Origin of the sequence: Pseudomonas phytophila (assembly GCF_025643095.1) — a bacterium.
Classification (GTDB): Bacteria; Pseudomonadota; Gammaproteobacteria; order Pseudomonadales; family Pseudomonadaceae; genus Aquipseudomonas; species Aquipseudomonas quasicaspiana.
Window position 1 is genome coordinate 4,423,571 of record NZ_CP081201.1, and the last position, 16,030, is coordinate 4,439,600.

Annotated in this window: 14 protein-coding genes; all 14 read left to right on the forward strand. The window is 57.9% G+C overall.

The genetic code is table 11. From position 1 onward, the window contains the following. Window positions 1-135 precede the first annotated feature (135 nt). The 14 genes from K3169_RS19995 (at window position 136) to nuoF (ending at window position 15,993) form a co-directional block, all read left to right on the forward strand. Complete coding sequence (locus tag K3169_RS19995) at window positions 136-2,364, forward strand: NADP-dependent isocitrate dehydrogenase (protein ID WP_263267649.1); 2,229 nt, start codon at window positions 136-138, stop codon at window positions 2,362-2,364. 195 nt (window positions 2,365-2,559) lie between these two features. After that, complete coding sequence (locus K3169_RS20000) at window positions 2,560-3,006, forward strand: NUDIX hydrolase (RefSeq protein WP_263267651.1); 447 nt, start codon at window positions 2,560-2,562, stop codon at window positions 3,004-3,006. Between the two features lie 60 nt (window positions 3,007-3,066). Beyond that, a complete protein-coding gene (gene mnmA, locus K3169_RS20005; protein ID WP_263267653.1) occupies window positions 3,067-4,197 on the forward strand; it encodes a tRNA 2-thiouridine(34) synthase MnmA in 1,131 nt (376 codons plus the stop codon). Continuing rightward, window positions 4,197-4,817, forward strand: coding sequence for a high frequency lysogenization protein HflD (hflD, locus tag K3169_RS20010; protein WP_027899404.1), 621 nt, complete (start codon window positions 4,197-4,199; stop codon window positions 4,815-4,817). The genes mnmA and hflD overlap by 1 nt, the downstream gene beginning before the upstream one ends. Window positions 4,818-4,947: 130 nt before the next feature. Further along, window positions 4,948-6,318 carry an adenylosuccinate lyase gene (gene purB / locus K3169_RS20015; protein ID WP_027899403.1) on the forward strand — a complete coding sequence of 457 codons (1,371 nt, stop codon included), beginning with the start codon at window positions 4,948-4,950 and terminating at the stop codon, window positions 6,316-6,318. 83 nt (window positions 6,319-6,401) lie between these two features. Continuing rightward, a complete protein-coding gene (locus K3169_RS20020) occupies window positions 6,402-7,568 on the forward strand; it encodes a cupin domain-containing protein (RefSeq protein ID WP_099271219.1) in 1,167 nt (388 codons plus the stop codon). Further along, window positions 7,561-7,986 (forward strand): GNAT family N-acetyltransferase, encoded by a 426-nt coding sequence (locus K3169_RS20025; protein WP_027899401.1) that lies wholly within the window; start codon window positions 7,561-7,563, stop codon window positions 7,984-7,986. The genes K3169_RS20020 and K3169_RS20025 overlap by 8 nt, the downstream gene beginning before the upstream one ends. A gap of 152 nt (window positions 7,987-8,138) precedes the next feature. Further along, entirely contained in the window at window positions 8,139-8,879 is a 741-nt protein-coding gene (locus K3169_RS20030) for a secretin N-terminal domain-containing protein (protein WP_027899400.1), read from the forward strand. 518 nt (window positions 8,880-9,397) lie between these two features. Next, complete coding sequence (gene aceA / locus K3169_RS20035) at window positions 9,398-10,723, forward strand: isocitrate lyase (RefSeq protein ID WP_263267657.1); 1,326 nt, start codon at window positions 9,398-9,400, stop codon at window positions 10,721-10,723. A gap of 459 nt (window positions 10,724-11,182) precedes the next feature. Continuing rightward, complete coding sequence (locus K3169_RS20040) at window positions 11,183-11,596, forward strand: NADH-quinone oxidoreductase subunit A (RefSeq protein WP_027899398.1); 414 nt, start codon at window positions 11,183-11,185, stop codon at window positions 11,594-11,596. 10 nt (window positions 11,597-11,606) lie between these two features. Then, the gene (locus K3169_RS20045; protein ID WP_027899397.1) at window positions 11,607-12,281 is read left to right on the forward strand and encodes a NuoB/complex I 20 kDa subunit family protein; all 675 of its coding nucleotides are present in this window, start codon (window positions 11,607-11,609) and stop codon (window positions 12,279-12,281) included. A 72-nt stretch (window positions 12,282-12,353) separates the two neighbouring features. Further along, window positions 12,354-14,135 (forward strand): NADH-quinone oxidoreductase subunit C/D, encoded by a 1,782-nt coding sequence (gene nuoC / locus K3169_RS20050; protein ID WP_027899396.1) that lies wholly within the window; start codon window positions 12,354-12,356, stop codon window positions 14,133-14,135. An 8-nt stretch (window positions 14,136-14,143) separates the two neighbouring features. Beyond that, entirely contained in the window at window positions 14,144-14,641 is a 498-nt protein-coding gene (gene nuoE / locus K3169_RS20055) for an NADH-quinone oxidoreductase subunit NuoE (protein ID WP_032627860.1), read from the forward strand. Then, window positions 14,638-15,993, forward strand: a complete 1,356-nt coding sequence (gene nuoF / locus K3169_RS20060) for an NADH-quinone oxidoreductase subunit NuoF (RefSeq protein ID WP_122394831.1) — start codon at window positions 14,638-14,640, stop codon at window positions 15,991-15,993. The genes nuoE and nuoF overlap by 4 nt, the downstream gene beginning before the upstream one ends. Window positions 15,994-16,030: the final 37 nt, after the last annotated feature.

Genomic DNA, 16,030 nt, shown 5'->3' on the forward strand with positions numbered 1-16,030 from the left:
CGACTGATGCACCTACCATCATCATCGCGAATAAACCTCGACTCAGGCTCAAGAAAAAGAGACTGCGAGCAAAGTGCATACCCTGCGCGCATCGAGATTTTGTGCATGCTCAGCAAAACAGAGAGTTCATACGAAATGTCCAACCGTTCGAAGATCATCTACACCTTTACCGACGAAGCTCCAGCACTCGCCACCTACTCGCTTCTTCCTATCATCGAAGCCTTCACTGCCTCCTCTGATATCGACGTTGAAACGCGAGACATCTCTCTGGCGGGCCGCATTCTTTCCAGCTTCCCTGAATCCCTGAGCGCTGATCAGCAAATCGGCGACCACCTCGCCGAGCTGGGCAAGCTGGCTACCACACCAGAAGCCAACATCATCAAGCTGCCAAACATCAGCGCCTCGGTCCCTCAACTCAAGGCGACCATCAAAGAACTGCAAGACCTGGGCTTCAAGATCCCTGACTACCCTGAGTCGCCAAGCACAGACGCGGAAAAAGACGTCCGTGCACGCTACGACAAGACCAAAGGCAGCGCCGTGAACCCGGTTCTGCGTGAAGGCAACTCGGACCGCCGCGCACCGTTGTCGGTCAAGAACTACGCTCGCAAGCACCCGCATAAAATGGGCGCCTGGGCTGCAGACTCGAAATCCCACATTGCCCACATGAGCAATGGCGACTTCTACGGCAGTGAAAAGGCCGTTCTGATCGGCGCTGCCGATAACGTCAAAATCGAATTGATCGCTCAAGACGGCACAGCCACCGCTCTGAAAGAAAAGACCGCCGTGAAAGAAGGCGAGATCATCGATTCTTCGGTCATGAGCACCAAAGCGCTGCGCAGCTTCATCGCCTCGGCTATCGAAGATGCCAAGGCACAAGGCGTGCTGCTGTCGGTTCACTTGAAAGCCACCATGATGAAGGTCTCTGACCCGATCATGTTCGGCCAGATCGTCGCTGAGTACTACAAGGACGCGCTGACCAAGCACGCCGATGCACTCAAGCAGGCCGGCTTCAATCTGAACAACGGTATCGGCGATCTGTACGACCGTATCAGCGCGCTGCCTGCCGAAAAACAGGCTGAAATCAAGGCTGACATCCAGGCCGTGTACGCCTCACGCGCCCCACTGGCAATGGTCAACTCGGACAAAGGCATCACCAACCTGCACGTGCCAAGCGACGTGATCGTCGACGCATCGATGCCGGCAATGATCCGTGACTCGGGCAAAATGTGGAACGCTGCTGGCGAACTGCAGGACACCAAGGCCGTGATCCCGGATCGTTGCTACGCAACCATCTACCAGGCTGTGATCGACGACTGCAAGAAAAACGGCGCTTTCGATCCGACCACCATGGGCAGCGTGCCAAACGTTGGCCTGATGGCGCAAAAAGCTGAAGAGTACGGCTCCCACGACAAGACCTTCCAGATCGCCACTGCTGGCGTTGTCCGTGTATCGGACAGCAGCGGTAAGGTGCTGATGGAACAGAACGTCGAAGAAGGCGATATCTGGCGCATGTGCCAGGTCAAGGACGCGCCGATCCAGGACTGGGTCAAACTGGCCGTCAACCGCGCTCGCGCCAGCGACACCCCTGCCGTGTTCTGGCTGGACCCGGCTCGTGCTCACGACGCCGAGATGATCAAGAAAGTCCAGAAGTATCTGGCCGATCACGACACTGCAGGTCTGGATATCCGTGTGATGTCGCCGGTAGAAGCCATGGCGTTCACCCTGGAGCGCACACGCGCTGGCAAGGACACCATTTCGGTCACCGGTAACGTACTGCGCGACTACCTGACTGACCTGTTCCCGATCATGGAACTGGGCACAAGCGCCAAGATGCTGTCCATCGTGCCGCTGATGAACGGCGGTGGTCTGTTCGAAACCGGCGCGGGTGGTTCGGCTCCGAAGCACGTTCAGCAACTGGTTGAAGAAAACTTCCTGCGCTGGGATTCCTTGGGTGAGTTCCTGGCTCTGGCCGCTTCCCTGGAGCACCTGGGCAATACCTACAACAACCCGAAAGCCCTGGTTCTGTCGAAGACTCTGGATCAGGCAACCGGTGAGTTCCTGGACCGCAACAAGTCGCCTTCGCGCAAAGTCGGCAACATCGACAACCGCGGCAGCCACTTCTACCTGGCGCTGTTCTGGGCTCAAGCCCTGGCTGCCCAGAATGACGACGCAGCCCTCAAGGCACAGTTCAGCCCAGTGGCGAAAACCCTGGCCGACAACGAAGAAAAAATCGTTGCCGAACTGAACGCTGTACAAGGCAAGCCAGCGGAAATCGGCGGTTACTACTATCCGAACCCTGAGCTGACCAGCAAAGTCATGCGCCCAAGCGCAACCCTGAACGCAGCGATTGCTTCGCTGAACTAAGGTTTTTGCTGCACACAAACCCCGGCCTTGTGCCGGGGTTTGTGTTTGCGCGACACCCGATTTTCTGTAGGAGTGAGCTTGCTCGCGATAGCGTTCTGTCATTCAAAGCATTCATTGCCTGACAGAACGCTATCGCGAGCAAGCTCACTCCTACAGGAAAGCATTACAACTCCACCACCCGAGGAGCAACCACCCATGAACTGGCAAGCCCACGTCACCGTCGCCACGATCGTCGAAGATCAAGGCAAATTCCTTTTTGTAGAAGAACTCAAGGGCGGCAAGGCAGTACTCAACCAGCCTGCCGGGCATCTTGATCCAGACGAATCCCTGCAGCGCGCCGCGGTACGCGAAACCCTCGAAGAAACCGGCTGGGACGTCGAACTGACCAGCGTCATCGGCATTTATCTCTATACCGCGCCGAGCAACGGTGTGACCTATCAGCGCATCTGCTTTGCCGCCAAACCGCTGCGCCACAATCCAGAGTATCAACTGGACGACGGCATCCTCGGCCCGCTGTGGCTGACCCGGGATGAACTCGTGGCCCAACAGGAGCGCTGGCGCAGCGAGCTGGTGCTGCGTTGCGTGGACGATTACCTGAACGGCGAACACTTCAGTCTCGACCTGCTACGCGACAAGGCGTGAGACTCCCGCCGCCGGGCCTGTTAGAATCGCGTCCTTTTCGAAGCTACCCATTGAATTCCTATGCCTGATTCAACCCTTTCCGATACTGCACAGAAGCGCGTCATCGTCGGCATGTCCGGCGGCGTAGACTCTTCGGTTTCTGCCGTTCTGCTCATGGAGCAGGGCTATCAGGTGGAAGGCCTGTTCATGAAGAACTGGGAAGAAGACGATGGAACGGAATACTGCACCGCCCGTGAAGACCTGGCCGACGCCCAGGCCGTGTGCGACAAGATCGGCATCAAACTGCATACCGCCAACTTCGCTGCTGAATACTGGGACAACGTGTTCGAGCACTTCCTGGCCGAATACAAGGCCGGTCGCACGCCGAACCCGGACATCCTGTGTAACCGCGAAATCAAGTTCAAGGCGTTCCTCGATTACGCCCTGATGCTTGGCGCCGACCTGATTGCAACCGGTCATTACGTGCGCCGCCGGGATATCGATGGCCGCACCGAATTGCTCAAGGGTCTGGACCCGAACAAAGACCAGAGCTACTTCCTGCATGCCGTGGGTGGCGACCAGATCGCCCGGACCCTGTTCCCGGTCGGCGAACTGGAAAAGCCAGAAGTACGTGCCATCGCTGAGAAACACGGTCTGGCGACGGCAAAAAAGAAAGACTCAACCGGCATCTGCTTCATTGGCGAACGCCGTTTCACCGATTTCCTGCGCCAGTATCTGCCCGCTCAACCCGGCGAGATCAAGACCACCGAGGGTGAAGTCATCGGTCGCCACAGCGGCTTGATGTACCACACCATCGGCCAGCGCCAGGGCCTGGGCATTGGCGGTCTGAAAGACGCCAGCGATGACCCGTGGTACGTGCTGGTCAAGGACCTTGAGAACAACGAGCTGATCGTGGGTCAGGGCAACGATCACCCCTGGCTGTTCTCCCGGGCCCTCGTGGCTTCGCAGATCTACTGGGTCAACCCGATTGACCTGAGCACGCCGCGTCGCCTGACTGCTAAAGTGCGCTACCGCCAAAGCGATCAGCTCTGCACGCTGGAGCAGACCGCCGACGGCTATCGCGCCACCTTCGAAGAACCGCAACGCGCCGTTACACCGGGCCAGTCCGTGGTGTTTTATGACGGCGAAATCTGCCTGGGCGGCGGCGTGATTGAAATCGCCGAAGCCTGGCACAGCAAGGACAAGCGTTGATGACCCCGATTCAGGAGCAATTGGTCGCACTGGCTGGCGTATTTCAGGCCGCCGTACTGGTAGACCGCATAGCCAAGACCGGTCAGAGCAGCGAAGCAGTCCTGGGCTGCATGCTCGGCAGCCTGCTGGTGCAGGATCCCAAAGACACGCTGGACGTTTACGGTGGCGACGACCTGAACCTGCGCGAAGGCTACCGCGCCCTCGCCAGCGCACTGGAACGCGATCCGTCGACGCTGCAGCGCGAACCTCTGCGTTACGCCCTGTCGATGCTGGGCCTGGAAAGACAACTGGCCAAGCGCGACGACATGCTGCAAACCGTAGGCAACCGTCTGCCGCAAATCCAGTCTCAGGTTGAACACTTCGGCATCGCCCACGAAAACGTTATCGCGGCCTGTGGCGCTTTGTATCAGGACACCCTGAGTACCCTGCGCCAGCGCATTCAGGTGCATGGCGACATGCGCAACCTGCAACAGCCGAGCAATGCCTCGAAAATCCGCGCCCTGCTGTTGGCAGGTATTCGCTCTGCTCGCCTGTGGCGACAAAATGGCGGCCATCGCTGGCAACTGGTCGTAAGCCGTCGCAAGTTATTGAAAGAACTGTACCCATTGATGCATGGCTGATTCGCCACGCATTTGCAGAAACTGCTGACAAACATCGCGTGACATACGCTGGTCAGGCCGACCCGATCCAGCCTGGTTTTCATGTATGATACGCGCCCCTTTTCGTTGCCTGACTGTCCGAGAGCACCCTATGCAGCTTTCTTCGCTCACTGCGGTTTCCCCTGTTGACGGCCGCTACGCCGGTAAAACCGAGGCCTTGCGCCCAATTTTCAGCGAATACGGTCTGATCCGTTTTCGCGTCATGGTTGAAGTACGCTGGCTCCAGCGTCTGGCCGCACACCCTGAAATCACTGAAGTCCCAGCGTTTTCAGCTGAAGCCAACGCCATCCTCAACACGCTGGCGGAAGACTTCTCGATCACCCACGCCGAGCGCGTGAAAGAAATCGAGCGCACCACCAACCACGACGTCAAGGCCGTGGAATACCTGCTCAAGGAACAGGCTGCCAAGCTCCCTGAACTGGACAAAGTGAGTGAGTTCATCCACTTCGCCTGCACCAGCGAGGACATCAACAACCTGTCCCACGCCCTGATGCTGCGCGAAGGCCGCGACAATGTGATGCTGCCCCTGATGCGCAAGATCGCTGATTCGATCCGCGAGCTGGCCATCCGTTTTGCTGACGTTCCAATGCTGTCGCGCACCCACGGTCAACCAGCCTCCCCGACCACTCTGGGTAAAGAACTGGCCAACGTTGTTTACCGTCTGGAGCGTCAGATCGCCCAGATCGCTGCGGTACCGCTGCTGGGCAAGATCAACGGTGCAGTCGGCAACTACAACGCACACATCTCGGCTTATCCGTCCATCGACTGGGAAGCCAACGCGCGCGCCTTCATCGAAGACGAGCTGGGTCTGGGCTTCAACCCTTACACCACCCAGATCGAACCGCACGACTACATTGCCGAGCTGTTCGACGCCATTGCGCGCTTCAACACCATCCTGATCGACTTTGACCGCGATATCTGGGGCTACATCTCTCTGGGTTACTTCAAACAGCGCACGATTGCTGGCGAAATCGGTTCGTCGACCATGCCGCACAAGGTCAACCCGATCGACTTCGAAAACTCCGAAGGCAACCTGGGTATCGCCAACGCACTGTTCCAGCACCTGGCGAGCAAGCTGCCTATCTCCCGCTGGCAGCGCGACCTGACCGACTCCACCGTGCTGCGCAATCTGGGCGTCGGCTTTGCTCATAGCGTTATCGCTTACGAAGCCACTCTCAAGGGCATCAGCAAGCTGGAGCTCAACGAGCAGAAAATCGCCGCCGATCTGGACGCTTGCTGGGAAGTCCTGGCTGAGCCGATTCAGACCGTCATGCGTCGCTACAACATCGAAAACCCGTATGAGAAGCTGAAAGAACTGACACGCGGCAAGGGCATCAGCCCTGAAGCCCTGCAGACGTTCATCGATACGCTGGACATGCCTGCCGAGGCCAAGGCCGAGTTGAACAAACTCACCCCGGCCAATTACATCGGCAATGCGGTAGCTCAAGCCAAGCGCATCTGATCTGCGGAAACCATTGCACACGCCCGGCGATGCCGGGCGTTTTTATTGCAGTCTCGAAAAGACAAACTTTCAATAGGTTACACATGAATCCTGATATTCCTCTTCAACTTCTGGGCGGCATCAGCGCGCGCGTTTTCCTGCGTGACTACTGGCAGAAAAAGCCACTCCTGATCCGTCAGGCCCTGCCGGACTTTCAGAGCCCGATCGATCCTGACGAGCTGGCTGGCCTGGCCCTGGAAGAAGAGGTCGAATCGCGACTGGTCATCGAGAACGGTGAGCGCCCATGGGAACTGCGTCGCGGCCCGTTCGCGGAAGACGAGTTCAGCAAGCTGCCGGAAAAAGACTGGACGCTGCTGGTTCAGGCGGTTGACCAGTTCGTGCCGGAAGTCAGCGAACTGCTGGAAAACTTCCGCTTCCTGCCAAGCTGGCGCATCGATGACGTCATGGTCAGCTTCGCCGCACCGGGTGGCGGTGTCGGCCCGCATTTCGACAACTACGACGTGTTCCTGCTACAGGGCCACGGCAAGCGTCACTGGCAGATCGGCCAGATGTGCGACTCCGATAGCCCGCTGCTGCAACACGCCGACCTGCGAATCCTGTCTGACTTCCAGATGACTGAAGAGTGGACGCTGGAACCGGGCGACATGCTTTACCTGCCGCCGCGCCTCGCCCACTGCGGCGTCGCCGTTGATGACTGCCTGACGTACTCGGTCGGCTTCCGCGCCCCGAGCGCTGCCGAAGTGCTGACCCACTTCACCGACTTCCTCAGCCAGTTCACGCCTGATGAAGAGCGCTACACGGATGCAGATGCCCAACCGGCCAACGATCCTCATCAGATCCAGCACGACGCGCTCGACCGCCTGAAAGCCTTGCTGGCTGAACACATGGGCGACGAGCGCCTGCTGCTGACCTGGTTCGGCCAGTTCATGACAGAACCACGCTACCCGGAACTGGTAACAGGTCCGGAGCTGGAAGAAGAAGACCTGCTGAGCAGTCTCGAACAGGGCGCAGTTCTCATTCGCAACCCAAGCGCACGTCTGGCGTGGTCCGAAGTTGATGACGACCTGCTACTGTTCGCCAGTGGTCAAAGCCGTCTGCTGCCGGGCAGCCTGCGGGAACTGCTGAAAATGATCTGCGCTGCCGATGCCCTGCACAGTGACAACCTCGGCCAATGGTTGGCCGATGAAGAAGGACGCAACCTGCTCTGTGAGCTGGTAAAACAAGGAAGCCTGGGGTTTGCCGATGAATAGAACCAACGTGCGTGTTGCCGACTGGCACAAAGACAACGCTGACATCCGCCGTGTACGCGATGCTGTGTTTGTTGCTGAGCAGTCGGTGCCGCCGGAGCTGGAATGGGATGCTGAAGACATCGACGCTATTCACTTTCTGGCACTGGAGGGTGACTTTGCCATTGGCACAGCCCGCCTGTTGCCGGACGGTGAAATAGGTCGGCTGTCAGTGCTCAAGGACTGGCGCGGCATGAACGTCGGTGAAGCGCTGCTCAGCGCCGTCATCAACGAAGCCGAGCGACGTGATCTGAGGCAACAAAAACTCAGTGGTCAGGTACAAGCCGTGGAGTTTTACGAACGCTTCGGCTTTACCGTCGTCAGTGAAGAGTTTCTTGAGGCAGGACTGCCTCACGTGAATATGACCCGCCACTCAGGCTGAAAGACCTGAATTGACGCCCTGCCCGCCTGCGCCAGCTGTCTATGCTGGTAAAGGTCGGCAGGGCGTTTTGCGTTTGAAGATTCAACTTGCGCGTCCACAGGCCGACAAACTGGCAAACTCAGGTCTTTTAGACGTTCCAGGAGATTGGATTTATGTTCCTGCGCCCCCTGCTTACCTCGCTGCTGCTGATATGTAGTGTCGGTGTCATGGCCGCTACCGAAGTGGTTCCCCTCAACTACCGGACCAGCGATGACCTGCTGCCAGTGGCCAAATCCTTCCTCGGCCCGGACGGTACGGTCAGCGCTTATAACAACCAGCTGATCGTCAATGCCGAGCCCCGCAAAATCGAAGAACTGCGCGCGTTGCTCTCACAACTTGATGTCGCCGCCAAACGCTTGCTGATCAGCGTCGACACCAGCGATAGCGCTTCACGTAGCAGCAATGGCATCAATCAGAACCGCGTCATCAACTATGGCACTGCCAGCCGCGAAGGTGGCGTGCAACAGGTGCAAGCCAGCGAAGGCACGCCAGCGTTGATTCAGGTGGGTCAGAGCGTGCCCGTTACAACGTCACGGACCGACAATTACGGCTATGCCCAGAGCAACACCGAATATCGCAACGTGACTCAGGGCTTCTACGTTACAGCCAGCGTGACCGGCGACATCGTGCACCTGAACATCAGCACCAATCGGGATCGCGTCAGCCAGGAACGGTCCGACACCTTCAAGGTGCAAAGTACCGACAGCCAGGTCAGCGGCCGCCTCGGTGAATGGATCACTCTGGCGGGCGTGAGCGATCAGTCAGTTGCTGACCGCCAAGGCAATACGCAGCAGTATTCAACCCAGGGTCGAGAGGACATGACATTGCGCGTCATGGTGCAAACCCTTGAGTGAGAAGGCTCCCGCAAAATCGGGCACTACAGGGCCTTTTACTGACTGACCAGTCGCACCGGAGCAAATATGTAGTGATAACAAAAAAGCACTACAAAACGTTTGACGGGTCAAAAATGGCGAGGCATGATTGCCTCGCTCCCGCTAATCAGAGGCCCTGAAGAGAGCCTTCGGGTCGCGCTCAAATCCTACGAGCCGATTCGTGTCTGTATCGCCCACAAGGCAGTTTGACGAGGTTGCGACTGGAACGAAGTTGTCCTGAGGGACGGAAGCGTATTACGGTCCATCGGCAAAGCTGCTGAGTGACGAAATCGGGCGTCCCAGATGTCCGACTGCACGCCACAGCTACGCCCTGAACTCGCCTTTCCCGCCTCGAACGACCTCTTCCCGCCGCCACCGCGCAAATCAGGCTCATAGCCAGACATCTGATCAGCGAGCAGCCATCCATGTGCCTTCGATATCCGGGGCGTTTTGGCGGAGCAGGACATTCCAACAAAACCTATGTGAAAGGGGTTTCGCTCATGGCACTGACACGCGAACAACAAATAACAGCTCTCGAGAAAGACTGGGCTGAAAATCCGCGCTGGAAAAATGTGACCCGTACGTATTCCGCCGCTGACGTCGTCCGCCTGCGTGGCTCGGTTCAACCTGAACACACGTTCGCCAGGAATGGCGCAGAGAAGCTCTGGAATCTGGTCACCCAAGGTGCCAAGCCTTCCTTCCGTCCTGACAAGGACTTCGTTAACTGTATGGGCGCTCTTACTGGCGGTCAGGCGGTACAACAGGTCAAGGCCGGTATTCAGGCGATTTATCTGTCTGGTTGGCAGGTAGCCGCCGACAATAATTCGGCCGAATCGATGTACCCCGATCAATCGCTGTACCCCGTGGACTCGGTGCCGACCGTAGTCAAGCGCATCAATAACTCCTTCCGCCGTGCCGACCAGATTCAGTGGAAAGCAGGGAAAGGTCCGGGCGATGAAGGCTACATCGATTACTTCGCGCCCATCGTAGCGGATGCCGAAGCCGGGTTTGGCGGCGTACTCAACGCTTACGAACTGATGAAGAGCATGATCGAAGCGGGTGCCGCGGGCGTGCACTTCGAAGACCAACTGGCATCGGTCAAGAAATGCGGCCACATGGGCGGCAAGGTTCTGGTACCCACTCAGGAAGCCGTACAAAAACTGGTGGCAGCTCGCCTGGCAGCGGACGTTGCCGGTGTACCGACGATTATCCTGGCGCGTACCGACGCAAACGCTGCTGACCTGCTGACGTCTGACTGCGATCCGTATGACAAACCTTTCGTAACCGGCACCCGAACGCACGAAGGCTTCTACAAGGTACGCGCCGGGCTGGATCAGGCCATCGCTCGTGGCCTGGCGTACGCGCCTTATGCCGATCTGATCTGGTGTGAAACCGCCAAGCCGGATCTGGACGAAGCCCGTCGTTTTGCCGAGGCGATCAAGAAGGAGTACCCGGATCAGTTGCTCTCCTACAACTGTTCACCGTCCTTCAACTGGAAGAAGAATCTGGACGACGCGACCATTGCCAAATTCCAGCGCGAGCTTTCGGCCATGGGTTACAAGCACCAGTTCATTACCTTGGCGGGTATTCACAACATGTGGCACAGCATGTTCAACCTGGCGCACGACTACGCCCGCAACGACATGACCGCCTACGTGAAACTGCAGGAGCAGGAGTTCGCCGATGCCGCCAAAGGCTATACCTTCGTGGCGCACCAGCAGGAAGTGGGCACCGGCTATTTCGATGACGTGACTACCGTGATTCAGGGGGGCGTGTCTTCGGTGACGGCGCTGACGGGTTCGACAGAGGAAGAGCAGTTTCACTGATTGAAATGTGCGGCGCCCTTATCGCGGGCAAGCACCGCTCCCACAGGAAAAACTTGATCCCCTGTGGGAGCGGTGCTTGGTCTGGGCGGCATTCCGACGATAAGATCAATAGAGAATTATCAGAAAACCGCCTAAAGCAGCAACTACCTCACATTTAAAGCTATTAACCTCGCCCAACAACAAATGATACTTATTATCATTTAGAAAACAGTCCTTCTTCCGTAACTTTTTAGAACGAAACATAATTAGCTTAAACCCCGCCAAGCCCCGCCCCGCCTGCTCCAAACCCTCAACTCAGGGCTGTAAGTGATTAATTGCACAAATTAATTTGATATAGAAAATTTACTTGCCCTGTTTTTGCACATAAAATCATCGAAATTGATTTCGCTGCGACATATCGTCGCTGCATATACTATTTTCAAGCTCAGAGACCATTGATCTCTGTCAAGGAATGCCAGCATGTCCGAATCGACAGGTTTGATTGCCCACAACTGGGGCTTCGCCATTTTCCTTTTGGGTGTAGTCGGCCTGTGCGCCTTCATGCTCGGTGTTTCCAGCCTCTTGGGTAGCAAAGCCTGGGGCCGCAGCAAAAACGAACCGTTTGAATCCGGCATGCTGCCTACCGGCAGCGCCCGCCTTCGCCTTTCGGCAAAATTCTATCTGGTCGCGATGCTCTTCGTGATCTTCGACATTGAAGCCCTATATCTCTTTGCCTGGTCTGTGTCCGTCCGCGAAAGCGGCTGGACCGGATTCGTCGAAGCACTCGTTTTCATAGCAATTCTGTTGGCAGGTCTTGTCTACCTATGGCGGGTTGGAGCGCTGGATTGGGCTCCTGAAGGTCGCCGTAATCGGCAAGCGAAGCTAAAACAATGAGGCTTTGGCGATGCAATACAATCTCACCAGGATCGACCCGGATGCTCCAAATGACGAGTATCCAATCGGCAAACGGGAAACTGTTTCCGACCCGCTAGAAGATCAAGTCCACAAAAACATCTACATGGGCAAGCTGGAAGACGTGCTGAGTGGCGCGGTCAACTGGGGGCGTAAAAACTCCCTGTGGCCGTACAACTTCGGCTTGTCGTGCTGCTATGTGGAAATGACAACCGCCTTCACGGCGCCCCACGACATCGCCCGCTTCGGCGCCGAGGTTATCCGGGCATCGCCGCGTCAGGCGGATTTCATGGTTATTGCCGGTACTTGCTTCATCAAGATGGCGCCGATCATTCAGCGTCTCTACGAGCAAATGCTCGAACCTAAATGGGTTATTTCCATGGGTTCGTGCGCCAACTCCGGTGGTATGTACGACATTTATTCCGTGGTTCAGGGCGTGGACAAGTTCCTTCCTGTGGATGTCTATGTGCCCGGCTGCCCGCCCCGCCCCGAAGCATTTCTGCAAGGCTTGATGCTGTTGCAGGAATCCATCGGCCAGGAGCGTCGCCCTCTTTCCTGGGTCGTCGGTGACCAAGGCGTATATCGCGCCGAGATGCCGTCGCAAAAGGAACAGCGCCGCGAACAGCGAATTGCAGTCACCAATCTGCGCAGCCCCGACGAAGTCTGATCCAGAACTGTTCCTTTTAAAGAACGAATAGCTGGCTTCATTCTTTACGTTGACCGAAAGCGATAAAAAACCATGACTACAGGCAGTGCTCTGTACATCCCGCCTTACAAGGCAGACGACCAAGACGTCGTCGTAGAATTGAACAACCGTTTTGGCGCCGAGGCGTTCACCGCCCAATCGACCCGCACTGGCATGCCTGTGCTGTGGGTCGAGCGTGCGCGCCTGATCGAGGTGCTGACCTTCCTGCGTCAGCTGCCCAAACCTTACGTCATGCTGTACGACCTGCATGGCGTGGACGAGCGTCTGCGTACCAAGCGCCATGGCTTGCCGGGTGCTGACTTCAGCGTGTTCTACCACTTGCTGTCGATCGAACGTAACAGCGACGTGATGATCAAGGTAGCGCTGTCCGAAAGTGATCTAAGCCTGCCGACCGTAACCCGCATCTGGCCCAACGCCAACTGGTACGAGCGTGAAGTCTGGGACATGTTCGGTATCGACTTCCCAGGTCACCCGCACCTGAGCCGCATCATGATGCCGCCGACCTGGGAAGGTCACCCGCTGCGCAAGGACTTCCCGGCGCGCGCCACCGAATTCGATCCGTTCAGCCTGACGCTGGCCAAGCAGCAGCTTGAAGAAGAAGCCGCGCGCTTCAATCCGGAAGACTGGGGCATGAAGCGCTCCGGCACGAACGAGGACTACATGTTCCTCAACCTGGGCCCGAACCACCCTTCGGCTCACGGTGCGTTCCGTATCATCCTGCAGCTGGACGGTGAAGAAATCGTCGATTGCGTTCCGGACATTGGCTACCACCACCGTGGTGCCGAGAAAATGGCCGAGCGTCAGTCGTGGCACAGCTTCATTCCGTACACCGACCGGATCGATTATCTGGGCGGCGTGATGAACAACCTGCCGTACGTGCTCTCAGTCGAGAAACTGGCTGGCATCAAGGTGCCTGAGAAAGTCGACACCATCCGAATCATGATGGCCGAGTTCTTCCGGATCACCAGCCACTTGCTGTTCCTGGGTACTTACATTCAGGACGTGGGCGCCATGACTCCGGTGTTCTTCACCTTCACCGACCGGCAGAAAGCCTACACGGTGATCGAAGCCATCACCGGTTTCCGTCTGCACCCGGCCTGGTATCGCATCGGTGGCGTTGCCCACGACCTGCCACGCGGTTGGGAAAAACTGGTCAAGGATTTCGTTGACTGGCTGCCGAAGCGTCTCGACGAATACACCAAAGCGGCTCTGCAAAACAGCATCCTCAAAGGCCGGACCATTGGTGTCGCTGCCTATAACACCAAAGAGGCCCTCGAATGGGGTGTCACCGGTGCAGGCCTGCGTTCCACCGGTTGCGATTTCGACTTGCGTAAAGCGCGTCCTTACTCCGGCTACGAGAACTTCGAGTTTGAAGTACCGCTGGCGGCCAATGGTGATGCCTACGACCGCTGCATGGTTCGCGTCGAAGAAATGCGCCAGAGCATCAAGATTATCGACCAGTGCATGCGCAACATGCCGGAAGGCCCGTACAAGGCGGATCACCCGCTGACCACGCCGCCGCCGAAAGAGCGCACGCTGCAGCACATCGAGACCTTGATCACGCACTTCCTGCAAGTTTCGTGGGGCCCGGTCATGCCAGCCAACGAATCCTTCCAGATGATTGAAGCGACCAAGGGCATCAACAGTTACTACCTGACGAGCGACGGCGGCACCATGAGCTACCGTACCCGGATCCGCACCCCAAGCTTCCCGCATCTGCAACAGATCCCTTCGGTGATCAAAGGCAGCATGGTCGCGGACTTGATCGCGTACCTGGGTAGTATCGATTTCGTTATGGCCGACGTGGACCGCTAAGCATGAGCATGAACAGCACGCTTATCCAGACAGACCGTTTCGCCCTGAGCGAAACCGAGCGCTCGGCCATCGAGCACGAGCTGCATCACTACGAGGACCCGCGCGCGGCGTCCATCGAAGCCCTGAAGATCGTTCAGAAGGAACGCGGCTGGGTGCCGGACGGCGCGATCTACGCCATCGGCGAACTTATTGGCATCCCTGCCAGCGACGTTGAAGGTGTGGCGACGTTCTACAGCCAGATCTTCCGCCAGCCGGTTGGCCGACACATCATCCGTGTCTGCAACAGCATGGTCTGCTTTATTGCCGGCCATGAATCAGTGGTCGAAGAAATCCAGAGCTCGCTGGGCATCGCCCCGGGCCAGACCACGGCCGACGGCCGCTTCACCCTGCTGCCGGTCTGCTGCCTGGGCAACTGCGACAAAGCCCCGGCCGTGATGGTCGACGATGACACCTTTGGCGACGTGCAACCCGGCACCGTGGCCAAGATGCTGGAGGGTTACCCATGACCATCACTTCCTTCGGCCCTGCCAACCGCATCGCGCGCACGGCAGAAACCCATCCGCTGACCTGGCGTCTGCGTGACGATGGCGAGCCGGTCTGGCTCGACGAATATCAGGCCAAAGACGGTTATGCGGCGGCGCGCAAGGCGCTCACCCAGCAATCGCCTGACGACATCGTCCAGTCCGTCAAAGACTCCGGCCTTAAAGGTCGCGGCGGCGCGGGCTTCCCCACTGGCGTGAAGTGGGGCCTGATGCCCAAAGACGAATCCATGAACATCCGCTACCTGCTGTGCAACGCGGATGAAATGGAGCCCAACACCTGGAAAGACCGGATGTTGATGGAGCAGCTGCCACACCTGTTGGTGGAAGGCATGCTGATCAGCGCTCGTGCGCTGAAAGCCTATCGCGGTTACATCTTCCTGCGCGGCGAATACGTCACTGCGGCCAAGCACCTCAATCGTGCCGTGGCAGAAGCCAAAGCAGCCGGTCTGCTGGGCAAGAACATTCTGGGCACCGGCTTTGATTTCGAGCTGTTTGTGCACACCGGCGCCGGGCGTTACATCTGCGGTGAAGAAACCGCACTGATCAACTCCCTGGAAGGCCGTCGCGCCAACCCGCGCTCCAAGCCGCCCTTCCCTGCCGCCGTTGGTGTGTGGGGCAAACCGACTTGCGTGAACAACGTCGAGACGCTGTGCAACGTGCCGGCCATCGTTGGCAACGGTAACGACTGGTACAAATCCATCGCCCGCGAAGGCAGCGAAGACCACGGCACCAAGCTGATGGGGTTCTCCGGCAAGGTGAAAAACCCTGGCCTGTGGGAACTGCCTTTCGGCGTGCAGGCCCGTGAGTTGTTCGAAGACTACGCAGGCGGCATGCGCGACGGTTACAAGCTCAAGTGCTGGCAGCCAGGCGGCGCCGGTACTGGCTTCCTGCTGCCAGAACACCTGGAAGCGCAAATGTATGCCGGTGGCATCGCCAAGGTCGGCACCCGGATGGGTACCGGTCTGGCCATGGCCGTTGACGACAAGGTCAACATGGTCTCGCTGCTGCGCAACATGGAAGAGTTCTTCGCTCAGGAATCCTGCGGTTTCTGCACCCCTTGCCGTGACGGTTTGCCATGGAGCGTGAAGATTTTGCGTGCCCTGGAAAAAGGTGTGGGCCAGACGGGTGATATTGAAACCCTGCTGGGACTCGTTGGCTTCCTTGGCCCGGGCAAGACCTTCTGTGCTCACGCACCGGGTGCCGTGGAGCCGCTGGGCAGTGCGATCAAATATTTCCGCCCGGAGTTCGAGGCCGGTATCGCGCCCACCAGCGCAGCCGTTCCCCCTCTGGCAAGACCGATCATCGTCGGCGCGTAACCGTTTGCAAGGCCGGGGGACATCCCCCGGTTCATCG